The sequence below is a fragment of the Gordonia sp. IEGM753 genome (assembly GCF_050321825.1).
GTDB lineage: Bacteria > Pseudomonadota > Gammaproteobacteria > Pseudomonadales > Pseudomonadaceae > Aquipseudomonas.
The window spans coordinates 124,080-146,091 of the sequence record NZ_JBNQGB010000002.1 but is presented as its reverse complement, the minus strand read 5'-3'; the positions used below and the strand labels follow the sequence as shown (position 1 = coordinate 146,091).

At 57.1% G+C, this 22,012-nt stretch carries 19 protein-coding genes and 1 tRNA gene; 15 read left to right on the top strand and 5 right to left on the bottom strand.

The genetic code is table 11. From position 1 onward, the window contains the following. Position 1 precedes the first annotated feature (1 nt). The 4 genes from bamC to ACQR3R_RS13535 all read left to right on the top strand — a co-directional run bounded on the left by bamC (position 2) and on the right by ACQR3R_RS13535 (position 2,795). Positions 2-1,117 carry an NlpB/DapX family lipoprotein gene (bamC, locus tag ACQR3R_RS13550; RefSeq protein ID WP_428272808.1) on the top strand — a complete coding sequence of 372 codons (1,116 nt, stop codon included), beginning with the start codon at positions 2-4 and terminating at the stop codon, positions 1,115-1,117. 4 nt (positions 1,118-1,121) lie between these two features. Beyond that, on the top strand, positions 1,122-1,880 hold the full coding sequence (locus ACQR3R_RS13545; RefSeq protein ID WP_428272807.1) for an MBL fold metallo-hydrolase: 759 nt from the start codon (positions 1,122-1,124) through the stop codon (positions 1,878-1,880). A 28-nt stretch (positions 1,881-1,908) separates the two neighbouring features. Further along, on the top strand, positions 1,909-2,622 hold the full coding sequence (purC, locus tag ACQR3R_RS13540) for a phosphoribosylaminoimidazolesuccinocarboxamide synthase (protein WP_427636696.1): 714 nt from the start codon (positions 1,909-1,911) through the stop codon (positions 2,620-2,622). Between the two features lie 83 nt (positions 2,623-2,705). After that, a tRNA-Ser gene (locus ACQR3R_RS13535) sits at positions 2,706-2,795 on the top strand. A 96-nt stretch (positions 2,796-2,891) separates the two neighbouring features. On the opposite strand, the gene ACQR3R_RS13530 is transcribed toward ACQR3R_RS13535, so the two are convergent. Then, a complete protein-coding gene (locus tag ACQR3R_RS13530; protein ID WP_428272806.1) occupies positions 2,892-3,494 on the bottom strand; it encodes a LuxR C-terminal-related transcriptional regulator in 603 nt (200 codons plus the stop codon). 115 nt (positions 3,495-3,609) lie between these two features. On the opposite strand from ACQR3R_RS13530, the gene ACQR3R_RS13525 reads away from it, so the two are divergent. Next, on the top strand, positions 3,610-5,238 hold the full coding sequence (locus tag ACQR3R_RS13525) for an ATP-binding protein (protein WP_428272805.1): 1,629 nt from the start codon (positions 3,610-3,612) through the stop codon (positions 5,236-5,238). Positions 5,239-5,276: 38 nt separating this feature from the next. Here the strand turns inward: ACQR3R_RS13525 and ACQR3R_RS13520 are convergent, their stop codons facing one another. Both ACQR3R_RS13520 and ACQR3R_RS13515 read right to left on the bottom strand, forming a co-directional pair. Then, complete coding sequence (locus ACQR3R_RS13520; protein WP_428272804.1) at positions 5,277-5,711, bottom strand: hypothetical protein; 435 nt, start codon at positions 5,709-5,711, stop codon at positions 5,277-5,279. Between the two features lie 93 nt (positions 5,712-5,804). Further along, positions 5,805-6,365, bottom strand: coding sequence for a hypothetical protein (locus ACQR3R_RS13515; protein ID WP_428272803.1), 561 nt, complete (start codon positions 6,363-6,365; stop codon positions 5,805-5,807). A 278-nt stretch (positions 6,366-6,643) separates the two neighbouring features. Here ACQR3R_RS13515 and ACQR3R_RS13510 point away from each other — a divergent pair, with 278 nt between their 5' ends. Beyond that, positions 6,644-7,009, top strand: coding sequence for a hypothetical protein (locus ACQR3R_RS13510; protein ID WP_428272802.1), 366 nt, complete (start codon positions 6,644-6,646; stop codon positions 7,007-7,009). A gap of 103 nt (positions 7,010-7,112) precedes the next feature. Here the strand turns inward: ACQR3R_RS13510 and ACQR3R_RS13505 are convergent, their stop codons facing one another. Further along, positions 7,113-7,730, bottom strand: coding sequence for a cupin domain-containing protein (locus tag ACQR3R_RS13505; RefSeq protein ID WP_428272801.1), 618 nt, complete (start codon positions 7,728-7,730; stop codon positions 7,113-7,115). Between the two features lie 49 nt (positions 7,731-7,779). Further along, positions 7,780-9,741 carry an oxidoreductase gene (locus tag ACQR3R_RS13500; RefSeq protein ID WP_428272800.1) on the bottom strand — a complete coding sequence of 654 codons (1,962 nt, stop codon included), beginning with the start codon at positions 9,739-9,741 and terminating at the stop codon, positions 7,780-7,782. A gap of 211 nt (positions 9,742-9,952) precedes the next feature. On the opposite strand from ACQR3R_RS13500, the gene ACQR3R_RS13495 reads away from it, so the two are divergent. The 9 genes from ACQR3R_RS13495 (at position 9,953) to ACQR3R_RS13455 (ending at position 21,847) form a co-directional block, all read left to right on the top strand. Then, complete coding sequence (locus ACQR3R_RS13495; RefSeq protein ID WP_428272799.1) at positions 9,953-11,002, top strand: extracellular solute-binding protein; 1,050 nt, start codon at positions 9,953-9,955, stop codon at positions 11,000-11,002. A gap of 82 nt (positions 11,003-11,084) precedes the next feature. After that, complete coding sequence (locus ACQR3R_RS13490) at positions 11,085-11,870, top strand: class II aldolase/adducin family protein (RefSeq protein ID WP_428273425.1); 786 nt, start codon at positions 11,085-11,087, stop codon at positions 11,868-11,870. Positions 11,871-13,009: 1,139 nt separating this feature from the next. Beyond that, the gene (locus ACQR3R_RS13485; protein ID WP_428272798.1) at positions 13,010-14,290 is read left to right on the top strand and encodes an OprD family outer membrane porin; all 1,281 of its coding nucleotides are present in this window, start codon (positions 13,010-13,012) and stop codon (positions 14,288-14,290) included. 27 nt (positions 14,291-14,317) lie between these two features. Next, complete coding sequence (locus ACQR3R_RS13480) at positions 14,318-15,625, top strand: Xaa-Pro dipeptidase (RefSeq protein ID WP_428272797.1); 1,308 nt, start codon at positions 14,318-14,320, stop codon at positions 15,623-15,625. A 112-nt stretch (positions 15,626-15,737) separates the two neighbouring features. After that, a complete protein-coding gene (locus ACQR3R_RS13475) occupies positions 15,738-16,385 on the top strand; it encodes a TetR family transcriptional regulator C-terminal domain-containing protein (protein ID WP_428272796.1) in 648 nt (215 codons plus the stop codon). Positions 16,386-16,476: 91 nt separating this feature from the next. Continuing rightward, positions 16,477-17,193, top strand: coding sequence for a response regulator (locus tag ACQR3R_RS13470; RefSeq protein WP_428272795.1), 717 nt, complete (start codon positions 16,477-16,479; stop codon positions 17,191-17,193). Between the two features lie 5 nt (positions 17,194-17,198). Continuing rightward, entirely contained in the window at positions 17,199-17,969 is a 771-nt protein-coding gene (locus ACQR3R_RS13465; RefSeq protein WP_428272794.1) for a transporter substrate-binding domain-containing protein, read from the top strand. Then, a complete protein-coding gene (locus ACQR3R_RS13460; protein ID WP_428272793.1) occupies positions 17,966-20,227 on the top strand; it encodes an ATP-binding protein in 2,262 nt (753 codons plus the stop codon). Before ACQR3R_RS13465 ends, ACQR3R_RS13460 begins: the two co-directional genes overlap by 4 nt. 207 nt (positions 20,228-20,434) lie before the next feature. Next, positions 20,435-21,847, top strand: coding sequence for an amino acid permease (locus ACQR3R_RS13455; protein ID WP_428272792.1), 1,413 nt, complete (start codon positions 20,435-20,437; stop codon positions 21,845-21,847). The last annotated feature ends 165 nt before the right edge of the window (positions 21,848-22,012 follow it).

The window sequence follows — 22,012 nt, the reverse complement described above, 5'->3', positions numbered from 1 at the left end:
CATGAAGCGATTGGCCGGACTTTCCGCACTTGCCTTGATTATCTCCAGCACCAGTGGCTGCGGATGGGTTTGGGGCCCGGAAGGTTATTTCCGTGACCGTGGTAGCGATTACCTGGAAGCGCAACAAACCGCACCGATGCAACTGCCACCCGATGTACACACCGCCAAGCGTCTTGATCCGCTGTTGCCGATTCCGCGCAACGTGGCCGATGACACCGCCAAAGGCGAGTACGTTGTACCTCGTCCGCAGCCGTTGTCCGCCATCGCTGACGCCAGCGCCTACACGCTTCAAAAGAGCGGCGACGCCAGCTGGATCATGGGCCAGAACCCGCCGGCCGAAGTCTGGCCAGTGGCTGTTCAGTTCTTCCAGGACAACGGTTTCCGCCTGGACGAACAGCGTCCGCAAACCGGTGAGTTCACGACGACGTGGCAACACGCCGACGAATTGTCCGCAGCAATGGGCAAGCGCCTGAGCGCCGCCGGCATCAGTGCCGACAGTGAAACCCGCGTTCGGGTGCGTATCGAACCGGGCGTGCAGCGCAACACCAGTGAAGTCTACGTCGTGAGTGCCCAGCGTCCTGCCGGCAGCACGTCCGATGTCGAGTTCACCAACCGTTCGGTCAACACTGGCCTGGATGCGGCACTGGTCGACGACATGCTCGCGAGCATGAGCCGCATTTCCGAGAAGGGCGGTTCGGTTTCGATGCTGGCCTCGCGTGATGCCGATACGCCTAGCCGTGTCAGCCTGACTGAAGACGGCAGCGGCAACCCGGTTCTGAGCGTGGGTCCTGACCTGGATCGTGCCTGGTCGAGTGTTGGTCGTGCCCTGGAGCAGGGCCAATGGCGCGTTGAAGACATCAACCGCAGCCTGGGCCTCTACTACATCAACCTGTCTGAAAAAGCCGAGAAGAAAGACGAGAAGCCTGGCTTCTTCAGCAGCCTGTTCGGCAGCGCGCCGACCAAGGAAGAAGTTGAAGCCCGTGCCGAGCGTTATCAGGTTCGCCTGAGCAAGGTGGGTGAAAACGTCCAGGTCACCGTCGAGAAAAACATCAACACCGTCGCGCCTGCTGAAGTGGCGCGCAAAGTGTTGAGCGTGATTCAGGACAACCTGGGCTGATCACATGCGTTTTGCCGTTCTCGGCAGCGGTAGCCAAGGGAACGGCACGCTGATAGCCAGCGATGACACCTACGTGCTGGTGGATTGCGGTTTCTCCCTGCGGGAAACCGAAAAACGCTTGCTGCGATTGGGGATACACCCTTCGCAGTTGAGCGCGATACTCGTGACCCACGAACATGCCGACCACGTGCATGGCGTGGGTTTGCTGTCTCGGCGTTACAATCTGCCTGTCTACCTGAGTCGCGGCACCCTGCGCGGGATGCGCAAACCGATTGAACCCGCCGGCCTTCTGGCGGGCGGCGAGCAGTTGCAGATCGGCGCTCTGAGCATCGGCGTCATTGCCGTGGCCCACGATGCACAGGAACCGACGCAATATGTATTCAGCGATGGTGAGCGGCGCTTCGGCCTGCTGACCGACCTGGGCTCTTATTGCAATACCGTGCTGGACGGCTATCGGGACCTCGATGCATTGATGATCGAGTCCAATCATTGCCGAGACATGCTGGCTCGCGGTCACTACCCCTACTTTCTCAAGCAGCGGGTGGGCGGTGAGCTGGGGCATTTGAACAACCACCAGGCGGCATTCCTGGTGTCTGAGTTGGGCTGGCAAGGCCTGCAACATCTGGTCCTGGCCCATCTGAGCAGCAAGAACAACCTGCCGCAGCTGGCCCGGCAATGTTTTGTCGACACCCTAGGGTGCGATCCGGACTGGCTGCAACTGGCCGATCAAGATTCAGGGCTCGACTGGCGATACATCGCCTAGCCCACCTACTTAGCAAGCGGAGCCCATCATGGAAAAACGTGAAGAACTCTACCGCGGCAAAGCCAAATCGGTTTTCAAGACCGATGACGCTGACCGCTTGATCCTGCTGTTTCGCAACGACACCTCGGCGTTCGACGGCAAGCGTATCGAGCAGCTCGACCGCAAAGGCATGGTGAACAACAAGTTCAACGCCTTCATCATGCAAAAACTCGAAGCTGCCGGCGTGCCGACCCAATTCGACAAGTTGCTGGGCGACAACGAATGCCTGGTAAAAAAACTCGACATGATCCCCGTTGAATGCGTCGTGCGTAACTACGCCGCAGGCAGCCTGGTCAAGCGTCTGGGCGTAGAAGAGGGCATCAAGCTCAACCCGTACACCTTCGAGCTGTTCCTGAAGGACGACGCCAAGGGCGACCCGTTCATCAACGAATCCCACGTTGTAGCTTTCGGTTGGGGCACTGCCGAGCAACTGGTTCGCATGAAAGAACTGTCGCTGAAGGTCAACGAAGTCCTGAGCAAACTGTTCGACGACGCAGGCTTGCTGCTGGTCGACTTCAAACTCGAGTTCGGCGTGTTCAGCGACGGCTCCATCGTCCTGGGCGATGAATTCAGCCCGGACGGCTGCCGTCTGTGGGACAAGGCTACCGGCAAGAAAATGGACAAGGACCGCTTCCGTCAGGGCCTCGGTGACGTGATCGAAGCTTACGAAGAAGTCGCCAATCGTCTGGGCGTACCGCTTTAATCGACGCAAGCATCTGATAGCACGGAAAAATTTCGCTTAGGGGGTTCGCTTCCGGCAAAAGTGTTGTTATGATGCGCGCCGTTGGAGAGATGCCAGAGTGGCCGAATGGGACGGATTCGAAATCCGTTGTACCTTCACCGGTACCTAGGGTTCGAATCCCTATCTCTCCGCCATTACATAGAAAAAGCCCCGTAGCTGAGAAGTAACGGGGCTTTTTCGTTTCTGACGGTTTGATTATTGCGTAATCAGAACAATGGATGAGGCGCCGCCTAACTCACCCGCGAATACTTCACTGCCGCCGCTGCTCGTGACGAAACGTTCAAGGTGCGCAACAGCGATGACACATGAATTCGCACGGTAAAAGGCGAGATATCCAGTTCGCGGGCGATTTCCTTATTGGTCTTGCCTTGCGCAATCAGGCGCAGTACGTCTTGTTGGCGGGCGGTCAGTGCGTTGGTTTCGAGGGGTAGCAGGCCCGAGGGGGCAAACTTGACCAGCACTTCGCCTTCGCGGATGGCCAGCAGTGCCTGGCCGATTTCGTCCGGGGCGATGTTTTTGCCGATAAACCCGTCCACACCCAGCGTCATGACTTGCTCGATCAACGCCGGGTCATCGACCATCGAAACCACGATCAACGTAGTCCGCCGTAACTGCTGACGCAGTTCACTAAGCTGGCTCATGCAGGTCAGGCCCGGGAAGCGCAGGTCCAGAATCAGCGTGTCGACTTCTTCGCCGGTCTGGATCAACGCTTGCACGGTGTCGAGATCGCCAGCCTGTTCCAGCGTTGCTTCGGGCAGCAACCGCTGCACTGTGCGCGACATGCCTTCGCGAAACATCGGGTGATCGTCGGCGATGATGATCCTGCATGCCACGGTGTGCTCCTTCCATGAGTCTGGCGTTTGTCCGGCATGTTACTTTAGCACCGCGCCGGGTGGCTACTTGAGGCGCGTGATGGATCTGTAGACGACCCAACAAGGATGTTTCCCCATGACGTTCGAGAAAAATACCGAACTCGCTCAGGCCAATTTGCGCATCATCGTGGCCGTGTGCGCCATTATCTACATCGGCGCATTGGGCCTGCTGCCCGGACAGCAGGTGGACACTTACCTGCCGGTTATCCTTTATATCTGCGTGTTCTTGCTGGCCTCGGTTGCCTTTCGTCAGGTCATTGCCCGTTGGCCCGGGCATTACCCGGCGCGGCGCATCCTGGGGATGATTCACGACTACACCGGCACCTCATTTGGCCTAGTGGTCGGTGGCGAAGCGGCATTGCCGCTGTACGCGGTGATGGTCTGGGTCAACCTGGGCAATGGCATGCGTTATGGCTCGCGCTATCTGGCGATTGCTACCGGGCTGGCGTTGTTGGCGCTACTGATTGTCTATCGCCTGACGCCGTTGTGGCAGGCGCAACCGTTCATGGTGCTGATGCTGATGATCACCAGCACGGTGATTCCGGTCTATGCCCATTTGCTGCTGGAACGCACGCGTAAGGCGTCGGAGGAGGCCGTCGCGGCCAATCTCGAAAAATCGCGTTTCCTGGCCCAGGCCAGCCATGATTTACGGCAACCGATCCACTCCATTGGCCTGTTCACCGCGTGTTTGCGCGAAGCACACCTGGGGGATGAAGAGCGGCGTTTGGTGGACAGCATCGACCGTTCATTGCTCAACGTGTCGCAATTGTTCCGCTCGATACTCGATCTCTACACCCTGGACAATGGCCGTGTGCTGCCAAAGCTGCAGGCGCTGAATCTCGGCGACTTTCTGACTGACCTTGTGCGCCAGAATGTCGAGGCCGCGCGTTGGGCCGGTGTGCAATTGCGTTTGAGGCCTTGTTCCCAGTGGGTACTCGCGGATCCGGCGCTCCTCACTACCATGGTTCAAAACGTACTCTCGAACTGTTTCAAGTACGGTGCCCAGCGGCCGGTTTTGATCGGCGTGCGCAGGCGGGGTACCGGGCTCGCCATCATGGTTCACGATCAGGGGCGAGGGATCGAGCAGGAGCATTTACCGAAAGTCTTCGAAGAGTTTTATCGAGTTCGTCAGGTACGGGACAAGGATGTCGAGGGCGTGGGGCTGGGACTCTCCATCGTCAGGCGCCTGGGGCAGCTAATGGATATGGACGTGGCTATACGCTCGCGTGTGGGGCGCGGCACATCCGTTTGCCTGTATGGCTTGCCGCTGGCGATGCCGCCGAAACACGCCAATCTTCGCGAAGACGTGCATCAGGTCGGTTTGCTGAGTGGATTGAAAGTGTGCCTGGTAGAGGATGATCACAACGTGCTGCTGGCCACTCAGGCTTTGCTGGAACGTTGGGGATGCGCGGTGCAAGCCGAATTGACTGGCCGGGACCTGGTCAGCGATTGTGATGTGATCGTTGCTGACTATGATTTGGGCAACCACGCCACCGGCATCGAGTGTATAGATCAGTTGCGGCAACAGCGCGGTTGGGCAGTGCCGGCGCTGATACTCACCGGGCATGACGTTGAGACGATCCAGTCGGAGTTACGCGACCATCAGGTCGCTATCCTCTCCAAACCTGTGCACCCATCCGAGTTGCGCGCCACGTTGCGAGACCTCAGCCAGAAACAGTCAAATGTCCGCATACCTGTTGCATGAAGAGCATCAGCTGGCTCACCGGCCGCTGTAGGGAATGTTTAGAATCCTGGCGGAATGTACCCCGGTACATAAGGAACGTTTGTGCACTTGCCGTGTAGAATTCGGCCATCTTCGATTCTGAACAGTACTATTTTTTTAGTCTTATCGACGGTGGCCTCGATTTTACAATCGGAGCTGTGGGCCACGGTTTGATAGTACTCGGTGTAAACCATCCCGTTGCCCGTAGGGGTCATTGATGTCCCAGCGGCCTCGGTGTTGGTCCAGCTGGACGATTTATACCAGGTGAGCACAGCCAGGTTTTCTCCATTCGCACCGACTTGTTTTTTCATCGTGTCGGGCTTGCCAAATAGATCCAGTGCTTCCTGAAGGTCTCGTCCTTCCCAACGGGACTGTGCAATGGTTGAGCAACCATTAATCAATAAAGTGCTGGGAATAATGAATGTTAATAATAGAAAACGAATCCATGTGTTCATTATAAGTTCTTCTATGAAGTATAAGGCGGTAAAAATTTAAACAGCCAGAACGTGAAAGTAGGGTTTGCGTGCCGATCGATGTGAGCAGCTTTGCTATTGTTTGTTGCCCAATATGTTATCCAGATCATCCATCATCTTGCTGTTCTCCTGAACCGGTGCCAATTTGAAGAACATTTGTTGGGACACATTGATCATCTGCATGTAGTCCATCTTGCCCATCGCGACAGAGTCCTTGTTGCCCGGTTTGCAGACGAACTCGAACGAACGCTGGACCCAAAGCTCCTTTGGCTCCTGCCATTTATCGTTCACTTTAAGGTGCCGCAAGGTGTAGCCGATGCGCTCTACAGACTGGCCATTCAGAAAGCGTACTTTGCGCGTCGGGCATTGGACTTCAAGGTTGTATGCGTCGATCATCGGCTTGCCCGGCTCTTCATAGACCAAGGTCACGGCCACCAATTGTGCGCCTTTGGTTTTGGGCGAGGGCAGCACAGAGGTGCGGTCAGCGACGTACATGATGTTTTTGTGCGCAATGCCGTTACCGTAGATGATCCACCAATCGCCGATGGGATTTGGCTCTTCTGCCAGCGCCGAAGTGGACGCCGTTACGACAGCCAAAGCGGCAAAAAAATTATTAAACTTGAACAGCGATGACATGGTATTGCTCCATTTTTATGCTTTGTTTTAAAACTCGAGGCATGTTTGTTTTCCTCGACGTTGCAACTTTTTTATGCTCGAGTGTTTATCTGGGTTTCAGATCAAACTGAAAGTTTAATGTGTGGCGAGCGCAGGGGGAATTAGGGCAAGTGTGCTAGTGGCTAATTGATGGTGTTGTAAGGTGGGCTAGTACATGTGTGCTATTGAGGGCGGTCGATGCGCCTGTTTAAACTTGAGTAAGTCTCAAAGGTCGAGACCGTGCCTTCAAGGAAAAGCTCATGAAAAAGTGCGTCACGCTTGCTTTACTCGTTTCTGCCTCTGTGTTGCTACACGGTTGCTCCGCCCTGGACTACACATCTGGTACGCCGGTTTCTTCACAGCAACTTGCTCAGTTTCAGAAAGGCAAGACTACCCAGCAACAGGTGATTGGCGCCATTGGCCAACCCGCCAACAAGTCTGAGGTGAGCGGAAAGGAAATATGGACCTATCCCTACACCAAGATCGCGGCGCTGCCTTTCGCGCCTAATGTCAACGAGAGCACCGTGTTTGAATGGTCATCCAAAGGCGTGCTAATGGACGTCTACAAAAGCGGTGCAGCAAAAGGTCAGTCGGGTAACGCGCTACTGGATGCCGCCGGGATGTAACGGACAGGCGTTGTGCAAGAATCCCCCAGTGAGAAAAAGCCCCTTGGTTGGAAAACCAGGGGGCTTTTTCGTTTCTGATGCAAGCGTGCTATTCGGATCGTTCTCAAAACGTCGGAGGGGTTATCACCCAAATGATCACGGCATCCACATCACCAGGGTTCCCGTAGCGATGGGGTTCCTGGCTGGAAAAGCTGAAACTGTCGCCTTCAGCCAACAGAAAATGCCGCTCTCCCACCCACAACTCAAAACTGCCTGATAGCAGGAACCCCGCCTCTTCACCTTCGTGGCTGTAGCTTTGCTGACTGTAAGTGCCCGGCGGAAATCGCGAGTGCAGCATTTCCAACTGTCGATTGGGTTGCGGTGTGAGCAGGTGATCGACGATGCCATCTTCGTAATGCACGCTCATTCGGCTGTTTTTACGCACAACGATGCCGTCATCTTCGGGCGCGGTTTGCGCTTCGCTGGCGAAGAACCACTGGATGGTCACGCCGAGGCTTCGGGCGATATTGAACAGGGCGGGAATAGAGGGATACGCCAGGTTGCGTTCCAGCTGGCTGATGTACCCGGCCGTCAGCTCGCTCAACTGCGCCAGTTCCGTCAGGGTCATGCCTCGACGTTTGCGCAGGCCACGAATCCGTGTGCCGAGAAAATGCGGCTCTGCCGTAGCGCTTTCTTGCGTAGGCGCGCTGTTGGCAGGCGGCATCGTGCTGCTGTTGCTCATCGCGTGCTCCAAACCGGGGTTTGTAAAAACCCCGGAGTATAAAACAGCCTCAAAGCTCCCAGGCGACTTTAAGCCCTTCGTATATAGCTTCTTCGGCGGTGCGTGGCGCCAAGCAATCGCCGATGCGCCGGAACTCGACCAACCCTTGCAACTCGGCGCCCAGGCTATCGACTGGCTGATGACCCTGACAGAGCACCAATGTATCGATGTTTTCGAAGAGCATCGGCTCGCCGCTGGCAGTGTGTTGCAGGTAGACGGTGTTGTCGTCGCAACCATACAGGCGGGCGTATGGAGTGATCGGGATGCCGAGTTTGTGCAGCTCACCGGCCAATTGATCGCGTACGTACAGCGGCAGGTTCTCGCCGCAATGCGTGCCGTTGACCGCCAGTTGTACCTGATGCCCGGCACGTACCAGGCGTTCGGCGATGCCGGGGCCAATCCAGTCGCAGCGCCAGTCGACGACGACCACCGAACGGCCGATGTGCACTTCATCGCGCAGCACCTGCCATGCGTCCACCACCTGCAGTTCACCGCCGCGCTCGAATGCCGGCCAGTAAGGCTCTGCGCCGGTGGCGACTATCACCAAGTCTGGCCGTTCACGTTCCACCAGCGCGCGGTCGACGCGGGTATTGCGCACCACGCGCACGCCGGCCAGTTCCATTTCGCGTTGCAGGTTGGTGCTGGCACCGCCGAATTCACTGCGTCGTGGTAGCAATTGTGCGAGCAAAACCTGGCCGCCGAGTTGCGCGCTCGCCTCGTAAAGAGTCACTTCATGTCCGCGCTGGGCGGCCACTGCGGCGGCTTTCATTCCAGCCGGGCCGCCGCCCGCGATCATGATCCGCTTACGCTGCCCGGTCTGTTGTCGCTGGCCGAAAATCAACTCACGACCGGTTTCCGGGTGCTGGATGCAGGATATCGGCAGGCCTTTGTGGAAGTGGCCAATGCACGCCTGATTGCAGGCGATGCAGGCTCGGACGTCCTCGACATGCCCGGTGTCGGTTTTATTGGGCATTTGCGGATCGCAGATCAACGCGCGAGTCATGCCGCACACGTCGGCCTGGCCGCGCGACAGAATCAGCTCGGCCTCTTGTGGCTGGTTGATGCGCCCGGTGACGAACAACGGGATCGACAAACTGGCCTTGAAGGTACCGGCCTCCTTGGCCAGATAAGCTGCTTCGATCGCCATCGGCGGCACGATATGCACCGCGCCGCCCAGTGAGGCCGAGGTTCCGGCGACGATATGCACGTAATCCAGCATCGGCTGCAGGAGCTGCACGGCAGCCAGCGATTCATCTTCGGTCAGCCCTTCGGGGTCGCGTTCATCAGCGGAGATACGCAAGCCGATAATGAAATGCTCATCGGTGCTGGCACGTATGGCGCCGATCACTTCGCGCAGGAAACGCAGGCGTTGTTCCAGCTCACCGTTGTAGTCATCGGTGCGACGGTTGACCCTGGGATTGATGAACTGCGCCGGTAGATAACCATGGCTGGCAACCACTTCCACGCCGTCGATGCCGGCCTGATACAGACGCCTTGCCGCCGCGCCGTAACCCGCCACGATCTCATCGATCATTGCCTGGTCAAGGGCGCGAGGCATCACCCGAAAGCGTTCGTTGGGAACCGCGGAGGGCGAGTAGGCAACCGCCAGCAAGCCATCGCTGGACTCCATGATTTCGCGGCCCGGGTGGAAAATTTGCGACAGCACGACGGTGCCGTGCGCATGGCAGCTGTCGGCAAGTTTTCGGTAACCCTCGATGCAGGCATCCTCAGTCGCCATCAGCACGTGCGAGGTGTAGCGCGCACTGTCATGCACGCCGGCCACTTGCAGCACGATCAGGCCGACGCCGCCCTCAGCTCGCGCCTTGTGATAGGCGATCAGTTGTTCGTTGACCAGATTGTCGGTCGGCATCGAGGTGTCGTGCCCACTGGACATGATGCGGTTTTTCAGGCGTTTGCCACGCAGCTGCAAAGGTTCGAACAGGTGCGAAAAAGCGGCGGGCGAGGACGACATGGTGGAAATACTCCAGGCAGGCTGAAGCCGAAAGGCCGGTTTCGGCGTTATTGTTTTGCCTATAGAAATTTACCAGCAGTAAAAAATCAACTTGTTTTTTTACTGCTGGTTGCAGTAATTTCATTTTGCGCCCGCATCAGGGCGAACCTCACAACAATAAAAAGGGCCACGTCGGCGTTCAGTCGAGCGGCACCTGCAAGAGGAACCACCGATGAAATCGAATACGCTCAAGCACGGTTTTTATCCCTTGGTATTGACCTTGGCCATGGGCCTTGGAAGTGCCCAGGCAGCACCGGATATGGTGGTGGTCGGTTATGGCGGCGCCGGGCAAAAAGCACAGGATGTGGCCTTTTTCCAACCCTTCAGCGTCGCGGACCACAGCAAGCTCATCCAAAGCGAATACAACGGTGAGATGGCCCGAATCAAAGTGATGGTCGACACCGGCAACGCTGATTGGGACGTTGTGCAAATCGAAGGTCCGGACCTGATGCGCGGTTGTGACGAAGGGATGTACGAAAAACTCGACTGGAAAAAACTCGGCGGCGCGGACCAATTGATTCCCGATGCCGCGCAGGCGTGTGGTTCGGCGGCGCTGGTGTGGAGCGTTGCGATTGCTTACGACACGCAAAAACTCGCTCAAGCACCCACATCGTGGGCTGACTTCTGGGACGTCAAGAAAATCCCTGGTAAGCGCGGGCTGCGTAAACGCGCGGTGTACAACCTGGAGTTCGCCTTGCTGGCTGACGGGGTGAAAGTCGAGGATGTTTACTCGGTGTTAAGCACGCCCCAAGGCGTGGACCGCGCTTTCGCCAAACTGACTGAGCTCAAGCCTTACATCCAGTGGTGGGAGGCCGGCGCTCAACCTGCTCAGTGGCTGACGGCCGGCGACGTGGTGATGACGTCCACCTACAGCGGACGCGTCGCCTCTGCAGCGCAAAGTGGCAGCCACTTGGGGCTGGTATGGCCGGGCAGCCTGTACGGTATGGATTACTGGGCGATCATCAAAGGCTCCAAGCATGTCGATCAGGCCAAGCGCTTTATCGCCTTCGCCAATCAGCCGGACGCTCAAGTGAAGTACGTCGAGCAAATCCCTTATGGCCCGACCAACACCGTGGCCGCCGCGAAACTCGACAGCAAACTTGCGCAATGGGTGCCTACCTCACCGCAGAATCTCAAGGGTGCACTGTCGATGAACGTCGAATTCTGGGTGGATCACGGCGAAGAGCTGGAAGAGCGCTTCAACGCCTGGGCCAGCAAGTAGTCTTGATCGGCTGGACGCTGCACAGCGTCCAGCCTTACTGTTTGCTCAGTCGATCAGCCTGGAGATCTAAACCATGAACGAGATTGCTAACCCGACTGGCGCTGAGTCTCGGCGCAGCGTCACCGAACAACGGTTGCGTGAAGAGTTGGCGGCTTGCTACCGATTGATCGCGCACTTTCGCATGACCGATCTGATTTTTACCCATATCTCGGTGCGTTTGCCGGGGCCGGAACATCACTTTCTGATCAACCCGTATGGGCTGATGTTCGAGGAAATCACCGCCTCCAACCTGGTGAAAATCGGCCTGGACGGACACGCCGTGGAGGCGTCGCCATACCCGGTGAACCCGGCAGGTTTTGTGATTCACAGCGCCATTCACGGGGCGCGCGAAGATGCGCAATGCGTGCTGCACACGCACACCCGGTCCGGTTGCGCGGTGGCTGCATTGAAGTGTGGTTTGCTGCCGGTGAACCAGATCTCCATGGAGTTTTATGGGCGTGTTGCTTATCACGACTACGAAGGCGTGGCGCTGGACTTGAGCGAGCAACAGCGGCTGGTGCAGGACATCGGTGATAAACCGGTGTTGATGTTGCGCAACCACGGTTTGCTGACCGTGGGCGAAACCGTGAGCCAAGCCTTTCTGCGCATGTATTACCTGGAAAAAGCTTGCGAAATCCAGTTGGCGGCGCAGGCTGCCGGCGAACTGGTATTGCCATCGGCCGAGGTGTGCGAATACACCGAACGCCAGTTCAATGACCCGGGCCGACCACTGGAAGAAGGCGAGTTGAATGACCCGGACGCAATGCAATTGGCCTGGAATGCGTTGTTGCGACTGCTGGACCGCGTAGCGCCGGGTTATCGAGATTGATCCCGATCCTTTGCTGAACGCACCGCCGCCATCGCAGGCAAGCCAGCTCCCACAGTAGATCTCTGTTGCTCACAGACTCTGTGCCTTGCCAGATCCCACAGTGGATTTTTGCTGCTCACAAAACCTGTGCCTTGCTCAGATCCCTGTAGGAGCTGGCTTGCCTGCGAAGGGCACACCTCGGTCTGCCAGAAGTCCTTGTTGAATGGGCGGGCCTCATCGCTAGCAGGCTAGCTCCTACAGTAGATCTTTGTTGCTCCCAAACTCTGTGCCTTGCCCAAATCCAATGTGGGAGCTGGCCTGCCAGCGATGGCCACACTTCGGTCTCTCAGGAATTCTTGTTTGATGGGCGGGCCTCATCGCTAGCAGGCTAGCTCCCACAATAGATCTCTGTTGCTCACAAAACCTGAGCCTTGCTCAGATCCAATGTAGGAGCTGGCTTGCCTGCGAAGGGCACACCTCGGTCTGCCAGGAATCCTTGTTGAATAGGCGGGCCTCATCGCTAGCAGGCTAGCTCCCACAGTGGATTTTTGTTGCTCACAAAACCTGTGCCTTGCCCAGATCCAATGTAGGAGCTGGCCTGCCTGCGAAGGGCACACCTCGGTCTCTCAGGAATTCTTGTTAAATGGGCGGGCCTCATCGCTAGCAGGCTAGCTCCCACAATAGATCTCTGTTGCTCACAAACTCTGTGTCTTGCCCAAATCCAATGTGGGAGCTGGCCTGCCAGCGATGGCTACACCTCGGTCTGTCAGGAATTCTTGTTGAATGGGCGGGCCTGATCGCTAGCAGGCTAGCTCCCACAGTGGATTTTTGTTGCTCCCAAACCCTGTGCCTTGCCCAGATCTCAAAATAGATCTCTGTTGCTCACAAACCCTGTGCCTTGCCCAGATCTCAAAATAGATCTCTGTTGCTCACAAACCCTGTGTCTTGCCCAAATCCAATGTGGGAGCTGGCCTGCCAGCGATGGGGGCTTCCCGTCATGACATTCAGATGTATCAGTGAAGTTACAGTCTGTTACTTGACTTACAAATGTTCGCCAACTCTATACATTTCAATGCTGTAATTTAGCGACAAGGTCTGGCTAACATTGGGAGGTACAGGCGTTATATAAAACAATAATAAGTAAAGTCCTGAGGCCTCCAATGAAAAAGCGTTCCCTGTTGGGTATGTTCGTCTTCTCGATGTCTGCAAGTTCCCTTGAAGCCCACGCTGATGAAACTTCCGGTGATTTTATCGAAGACGGGACCGCTACGGTAACTGCCAGGAATATCTACTTTAATCGCAAATCATTATCGGATTATCCCGATGCTCGAGGTTGGGGGCAGGGATTTTTAATGGATTATAAGTCGGGGTTTTCTCAAGGTGTTGTCGGGTTCGGCATCGATGCCAGTATCGATACTGCTTATAAGCTGGATGGTGGGCGCGGAACTGTCGGCACGGGGCTCTTTCCGGCAGATGGGGAAGGTGAAAGAACCGAATCATCAACGTTGAACACCGCTGTTAAAATGAAATGGTCGAACACCGTTATCAAATACGGTGATCTACGGCCGTACAATCCGGTAGTGGCGACACCGGACTCACGCCTGATGCCGATGACCGTCCGGGGAATCCAGTTTTTAAGCAGTGACATTGATAAGGTCAGTGTCGATGCGGGGCACTTTTTCTCGTCCAAGGGTTATGCCAGCACCGATCATGACGGTGATTTTGTGGCCGGTTATGCAGGCGTCAAGGGCGGCGATGTCGATTATGCCGGCCTGACCTATCAACCGGTGGACCAGGCCATTTTTGGCGCGTATGCCTCGCGTGCAGAGGATTTGTGGCGCCAGTACTACATCAACGCGAACTACACCTTTGCCCTGTCTGCCGATAAAGCGCTGAACGTTGATTTCAACGTGTATCGGTCACTGGATGAAGGCCAGGCGCGCGCGGGTTCAATTAACGTAACGGCCTGGTCACTTGCCAGTGCCTATACCGAGGGTGCGCATACTTACACATTGTCTTATCAGAAAATTCATGGCAGCGAACCTTTCGACTACCTGGCGTCGTCGGACGGCACCTTTATGGACTCGATATACCTGGCCAACTCCTCGCAGTACGGAGACTTCAACGGCCCTGGCGAACAGTCAGTAGGGCTGGGTTATCAATACGATTTTGGAAGTACGGGTTTCTCTCGAACAACGTTGGGATTTCGTTATGTGTATGGCTTTGACATTGACAGCAAACAGATCGATCCAGAGGGCTTATATGCGTACTTTGCCAACGCTGACAGGCAAATAGAACGAGACCTGGATCTTAAAACAGTTTTTGAAAGTGGCACGTTCAAGAATTTGTCCGTCTTGGTGCGTTACGCCGATCACACGTTCTCTGGTGACAGCGCCCGGCAGTTCCGGTTGATAACTGAATACCCGCTTAATATTTTTTAATGCACGTAAAACAATAAGAGGACTGACATGAAAAGTATTCCGCTCAAGTACGCAGCGCTCACCTTGGCCATCTCGCTGGTTACAGTTTCTGCACAAGCAGACACCTTTTATGTACACGCAGGACGCTTGGTTGATGTCGAAAAGGGCAAGGTATTAAGCGATCAACGCATCAAGATTGAGGACGAACGCATTGTGGCGGTTGAAGCATGGAGCCCGCCGCCCGCCGACAGCAAGGTCATTGATTGGTCGTCCAAAACCGTGTTGCCGGGCCTTATTGATATGCACACTCATATCGCTGATTGGGACATGACCAACAACGTGGCTGAGCCGCTGCTGCACTCTCCGCAAGATGTGGCGCTGATGGGCGCCAAGCATGCTTATCAGACGTTGCGGGCGGGTTTTACCACCGTGCACGACTTGGGCACCTACCGTGCTTTTACCGATGTCGCGTTGCGTGATGCCATCAACGCTAACCGGGTGTTGGGGCCACGGATGAACGTGGTGGGTGCTTACATAACAGTGGCCGGTGGCGGCGGCGAAGTCACAGGATTCGCCCCTGGAATAAAGATTCCGCAGGACATGCAAGTCGGCGTCTACACCGATGCCAATGACGCGAAACTCAAGACGCGCTACATGTTCCAGCACGGCGTGGACACCATCAAGATGATCGGCACAGGCGCCGTACTGGCCGAAGGCACTGAACCCGGTCAAATGGAAATGACCGAAGAGGAAATGCGCGCCGTCGTGCAGGAGGCCAAGATTCACAAGAGCTATGCCACCGTCCATGCGCATGGCGCAGAAGGCATCAAGGCCGCTATCCGCGCAGGCGCCAAATCGATTGAACACGCTTCGTTGCTTGATGATGAAGGCATCAAAATGGCGAAAGACAACGGCACCTATCTGGTGATGGATGTTTATAACGGTGACTACATCGACGAAGTGGGGCACAAGGAAAACTGGCCGGAGGGTTACTTGCGCAAGAACGCTGAAACCACGGATGCCCAGCGTCAGGCATTTCGCAAAGCGGTCAAGGCCGGGGTGAAAATCGCCTATGGCACCGACGCGGGTGTCTACCCTATCGGCACCAATGCCAAGCAATTCGCCTACATGGTCAAGTTCGGGATGACGCCGATGCAGGCGATTCAGTCCGCCACCGTGGTGGCGGCTGACCTGCTGAATTGGCAAGCGGATGTCGGCGCCGTCAGTGCTGGGCGATTCGCCGACATGATCGCGGTCGACGGTGATCCCCTTGCAGACATCTCGATTCTTGAAAAAACACCGGTGGTCATGAAGGGCGGGGCGCTGATTTCTCCTGATGTACTGCCAAATATGTAACCAGAGCAAATAGCGGCGGGTTCTGGAGTAAACGAGGGTTGTTGCTGTACAGTCGTTCAGCTCGTGAACGATGTGTTCCGGGCTCAACCCTCGTCTCCAGGAGCGTCGCCCCATGACACAGGAAGTCCGGTTCTCCCGAATGGCCCCGGAGTTGCGTAAAACCAATCTCATCGAGGCCACGCTCGTGTGCCTCAAGCGCCACGGCTTCCAGGGCGCATCCATTCGCAAGATATCTGCCGAGGCTGGCGTCTCGGTCGGTTTGATCAGCCATCACTATTCCGGCAAGGACGAACTCGTCGCCGAGGCCTACCTCGCCGTGACCGGCCGGGTCATGGGCCTGCTGCGCGCCGCCATGGACCAAGCCGCACCCAACGCCCGCGAGCGTCTGTCGGCCTTCTTCCGTGGCTCGTTTTCCGCCGAATTGCTTGATCCGCAACTGCTTGATGCCTGGTTGGCGTTTTGGGGCGCGGTGAAGACAGCCGAAGCGATCAACCTCGCGCACGAACATTCCTACAGCGAGTACCGCAGCATCTTGCGCAAGGTGTTGAGCGAGTTGGCGCAGGAAGAGGGTTGGGAGAATTTCGATGCCGAACTCGCCGCCATTGGCCTCAGCGCACTGCTCGATGGTTTGTGGCTGGAGTCAGGTCTGAATCCCGGGACATTTACCCCGGAACAGGGCATGCAGATCTGCGAGGCGTGGGTCGACGGTTTGCAGGCCGGAGGGCACCAGCGATTCTTATTGCCGACGACCATCTGTTGATCGATCGTTCAGTAATGGCTACTCTCAGCCGCCAGTGCAGGAAAAACTCTAATAAGAAACACGCCTTCGGGCACACGCAGGACACCATGCGATGACTCCTCGGGTACTGATCGTCGATGACGATCCGCTGATTCGCGAACTGCTGCAAGCTTACTTGAGCCAGGAAGGCTACACCGTGCATTGCGCTGCCACGGCGGAGCTGGCCGACACTTTTCTGGCAAGCAACACGGTCGATCTGGTGATGCTGGATATCCGTTTGCCTGGCAAGGACGGCCTGACCCTGACTCGGGAATTGCGGGTGCGCTCGGAAGTCGGAATCATTTTGATCACCGGGCGCAACGACGAAATCGATCGTATCGTGGGCCTTGAGTGCGGCGCCGATGATTACGTGATCAAGCCCCTTAACCCTCGGGAACTGGTGTCCCGAGCAAAAAACCTCATCCGCCGGGTTCGCCATGCCCATACACCGCAACCGGTCGCAGGCATCGCCCGGCCAGTCAAACAGTTCGCCGCGTGGGCACTGGACACCGATCGCCGACGGTTGATTGATCACTCTGGTTGCGAAACCCTGCTGACTCACGGCGAGTACCAATTGCTCAACGTGTTCCTGCGCAACAGTGGTCACACCTTGAGTCGCGATCAGTTAATGGACCAGATTCGCAATCGCGAATGGGTGCCCAACGATCGCTCCATCGACGTGCTCGTAGGGCGCCTGCGCCGCAAACTTCACGACGACCCGGCCGAGCCCCAACTGATCATCACCATCCACGGCGCCGGTTACCTGTTTACCGCCAGCGTGGCGGCCTGAACGGCATGCTGCGGTGGGTTGGTTTGCTGTTGTTGCTGTCGTCTGCCAGCGCCATGGCAGCGGAAAAAATTCGATATTGCGACTATCCGATTTATCCGCCTATTTCCTGGAGCGACGGCAAACAGGTGCGCGGCGTAGCCCCCAGCGTTGTGAAAAACCTCTTCGGGCGACTGGGCTACGAGGTCGAAGTCGTCGAATTGGACAACTGGAATCGTTGCGTATTGGACGCTGCTGAAGGGCGTGTCGATGTGGTGCTGGCCTACCAGACGACCGAACGTGAGCACAGCCTGGTTTTTTCGACGCCGGTGTTGCGCGAAGAAGTGGCGGTGTTCGTCAATCGCCAGCATCCGGTCAACATCGAGCGCTTGCAGGACTTGGCCAATTACCGGGGAGGGATGTTGTTCGGTGAAAGTTACGGCGTGGATTTCGACCGTTTCGTGGCCGAGCATCACAACTTCGAACGGGTCTCTGACTGCCGTCAAAATTTCGGAAAACTGATTCGCGGGCGCATTGATTTTATCGTTTCCGAGCGGCGCACCGGGCAGATGCGTGTCGAGACATTGCCTGGGGCGCAAGACATCGTCGCACTGCCCGAATCCTTTGGTGTGGACTATTTGCGCATAGCGGTATCGCGCCGTTCGCCAGTGGCCAGCCGCATGCCGGAGGTAAATGCCCAATTGACGCGCATGGTGGATTCGGGGGAAGTGGACAAGTTGCTGCACGAAAGTGAAGTCACCTACCGCGATATGATCAAACTGCTGCCGGACGCGCAATGATTCGCCTCTATCCCGATGGATTATTGCGGCGTTTATTGCTGTTCATTCTGCTGTTCAGCCTGTGTTTTACCGTCCTGGCGAGCGGTGTGCAGTTGTATTTCGAATACCGTCGCGAGATGCGTGAAATCGACTCGCGCATGGAGCTGATCAGTGCCGGTTATCTGGCCAGCCTGGAGCGCAACCTGTGGGATTTGAATCAGCAACAATTGAATGTGCAATTGCGCGGTCTGGTGGATTTCTCCGACGTGGCGCGTGTGCGCCTGACCGGTCCCGACCTCGACCTGCTGCAAGGCACTCCCGACCCGGTCGGGCCGTTGCGTATCGAGCGTTTCGAGTTGAACTATCAACCGCCCTCCGGACCTGTACGGCATCTGGGGCAGTTGGAGGTCAGTACCGATCTGGGCGCGGTGTATCGGCGGCTGTACGCCACCGGATTGACCAGCCTGTTGTGGATGAGCGTTTTTCTCTGCGGTTTGGCAGTGGCGTTGTCGGGGTTGTTCTATCGGCTGGTGACACGGCATCTACTGGTGATGGCCGAGTTTGCGCGGCGCATCGCCGCGGGTGACTGGAATGAACCGTTGCACCTCGACAAGCACCGCAGCGCTGGCGAGGATGAAATCGACACGGTCGCGCATGCGCTCGACGACATGCGCCGGGCGATTCTCAGCGATATCGATCGTCGGGAAACAGATCGGCTGGCCCTGCAGGACAATCGTGATGAACTGCTGAGATTGGTCGAGCGTCGCACCGCCAGCCTGAGGCGCGCCAAAGAAGAAGCCGAAGCGGCTAACCTTGCCAAGTCACGGTTTCTGGCGACCATGAGCCATGAATTGCGCACCCCGCTGAATGGCATCCTCGGCATGGCCGAATTGCTGCGCGGTGCGAGTCTGGACGAGCGCGACCTTAAACGCCTGGACGCGTTGTACAAGGCCGGCGAAGGCCTGCTGTCGATTCTGAACGAAGTGCTGTATTTCGCTCGACTGGAAGAGGGCGAAAGCCACCCGGAACCCGTCGACTTCTCGCTTCGGCTATTGCTTGATGAGGTGCTGACGCTGCTGGAACCTCGGGCATTGAGCAACGATACAACCTTGCATTGCAGAGTCGATCCGCGCGTGGCGCAACGACACAACGGCGCCGAACAATTTCTGCGCCAGGTGCTCAGCAACTTGCTGGCCAACGCGATCAAGTTCACCGAAGGCGGGCAAGTGGAAGTCGATGTCGCGCTGCTGCCCCCAGTGCCCGAACACACCGGGCAGCGGCTGCGTGTGAGTGTTATCGACAATGGCATTGGCATCGCCCCGCACATGCAGCAGAAGATCTTTGAACGCTTCACCCAGGCCAGCGAAGAGGTGGCGCAACGCTTTGGCGGCACCGGTTTGGGACTGGCGATCAGTAAGCATTTAGTGGAGCAACTGGGCGGGCAGATCGGCCTGGACAGTGAAGAGGGGCAGGGCAGTCGTTTCTGGTTCGAGCTGAGGTTGCAACCGGCCAGCGGCATGGTTGGCACGGCATTGAGCAGTACTGCGGTCCAGGCATTGAGCATTCTGGTGGTCGAGGATGTGGCGTTGAATCGTGAGGTGGTCAGTGGTTTGTTGCAGCGCGACGGGCATCAGGTATGGCTGGCTGAAGACGGCGAGCAAGCGCTGGTTCAATGCGCGTCGCAGGCATTCGATTTGATCCTGTTGGACGTGCATCTGCCCGGCATTAGCGGTGTGGAGTTGTGCACCCAGATCCGCAGTCATCCTGGGCCAAACCGTCATAGTCGCCTTCTTGCCCTGACCGCTAGCGTCCAGCCAGCGTTGGTGCGCGGGTATCTGGATGCCGGCATGGACGGGATTCTCGCCAAACCGCTGAAGCTTGAAAATCTGCGACAGGCGTTGGCCGGACAATCGCCACCGTCCACTGCGCAACACACGGACGAGGCCATGGACTGGCCGCTGTTGCAGACCCATCGCACATTGCTCGGCGAGCAAAAACTGCAAGGGTTGCTGGAAGTCTTGCGTGACTCGATCACCCAGCATCGCAAAGCACTCACAGAGGCGATCGATGCTTGCGATTGCACTGAAGTCGCGCACTTGGCGCATCGCTTGGCGGGCAGCAGCGATTCGCTGGGCTTTCGTGCATTGGCCACCGTATTGCGGGCGTTGGAGGAGGCTGCGCTGGTGAGTGATGAAGCGGCGGTGCAGGCCATGGCGTTACATCTTCAAGCGCAATTGCAGGCTTCTCAGCAGACGTTGCACGGCCTGATACGAGCCTGACGTACAAGTTTGTTACGACTTTTTACATCTTTGATCCTTGCGTACAACACGACCTTACATGGCTTTCCAATAATCGACGCAACCGCCCTGGCGCGGCCTTCGAAGCTTGTTGGAGACAATAATAATGAACTGCCGTAAAGCTGATCTTTCCTGCGCAATGACCCGCTGTCATTCGCCGTGCACCTCGCAGCGTATTGAGGTGCGAGCATGAGTAAACCCATCGAACGTGAAGGCATCCACCTCACCCGCGCCCTGAAAAGCCGTCACATTTTCATGCTGTCGCTGGGCGGCGTCATCGGTACAGGGCTGTTCATGGGCTCTGGCGTGACCATCAATCAGGGCGGCCCGGTGGGCGCGATTCTGGCTTATCTGGTGGCCGGTTTCCTGATGTACCTGGTGATGGTGTGCCTGGGCGAATTGTCGGTCCAGATGCCGGTTTCCGGCTCGTTCCAGACCCACGCCACCAAATTCATCGGCCCGGCCACCGGGTTCATGATCGGTTGGGTGTACTGGATGAGCTGGGCAACTACCGTGGGCCTGGAGTTCACGGCGGCGGGCATGTTGATGGAGCGCTGGTTCCCGTCGATTCCAATCTGGTATTGGTCTGCCCTGTTCGTGGTGGTGTTGTTCGGCTTGAACGCGCTGGCAACCCGTGCGTTCGGTGAGGCGGAATACTGGTTCTCGGGGATCAAGGTGGCGGCGATTCTGGGCTTCATCGTGGTCGGCGTGCTGGTGATCTTCGGCGCGATCCCGCTGACCAGCGGCGCACCGGCACCGATGGCGACCAACCTGATTGGCGACTCCCTGTTCCCCAACGGCTTGTCGGCCGTGTTCGCGGTGATGATGACCGTGGTCTACGCCTTCCAGGGCTGCGAGATCATGGGCGTGGCCGCCGGGGAAACCGATCAACCGGAAAAAAGCATCCCGCGTGCGGTGCGCAACGTGGTGTTTCGCGTGTTGATTTTTTACGTGTTGGCGATTGTGGTGCTGTCGGCCATCGTGCCGTGGCAACAGGCAGGGCTGATGCAAAGTCCGTTTGTGCAGGTGTTCGACATGGTCGGCATTCCTTACGCCGCCGACCTGATGAATTTTGTCATCCTCACCGCGATTCTGTCGGTCGGTAACTCAGGCCTGTATGCCGCGACGCGCATTCTTTGGGCAATGTCGAAAACCGGCATGGCACCCAAAGCCTTGTCGCCGCTGAGCAAACGCGGCGTACCCTTGCGGGCGCTGAGCATCACCCTGTGCTTTGCATTGGTGTCGCTGATGACCAGTTTCGTGGCGGCGGATACGTTGTTCATGGTGTTGATGGCCGTCAGCGGCATGTCAGGCACGGTGACCTGGATCGTGATAGCCCTGGCGCAATACAAATTCCGCAAGGCCTACCTGCGTGATGGCGGCAAACTGAGTGATCTGAAGTACCGTGCCCCATGGTTTCCGCTGTTGCCACTGACATGCATCGTGTTGTGCTGCTCGTTGTTTGTGTTCCTGGCGCTGGATGAAACACAAAGGCCTTCGCTGTACTGGGGCTTTGGATTCATCGCGGTGTGCTATGCGGCTTACTTCCTGATCTATCGCAAGCGCGAAGCGGCGTTGTCGCCAAGTTTGCCTTCGCTATAACCCCCCGGCTGACTCTGTGGGAGCCTGGCCTACCAGCGATGACGATTCCGAAGACGCCATCACCGGCAAGCCGGTTTCCTACAGATCCGTGTGACGCCCAAAATCCCACGGCGTAACGCAACCCCTGTAGGAGACTGGCTTGCCAGCGATGGCGATTCCCAGAAC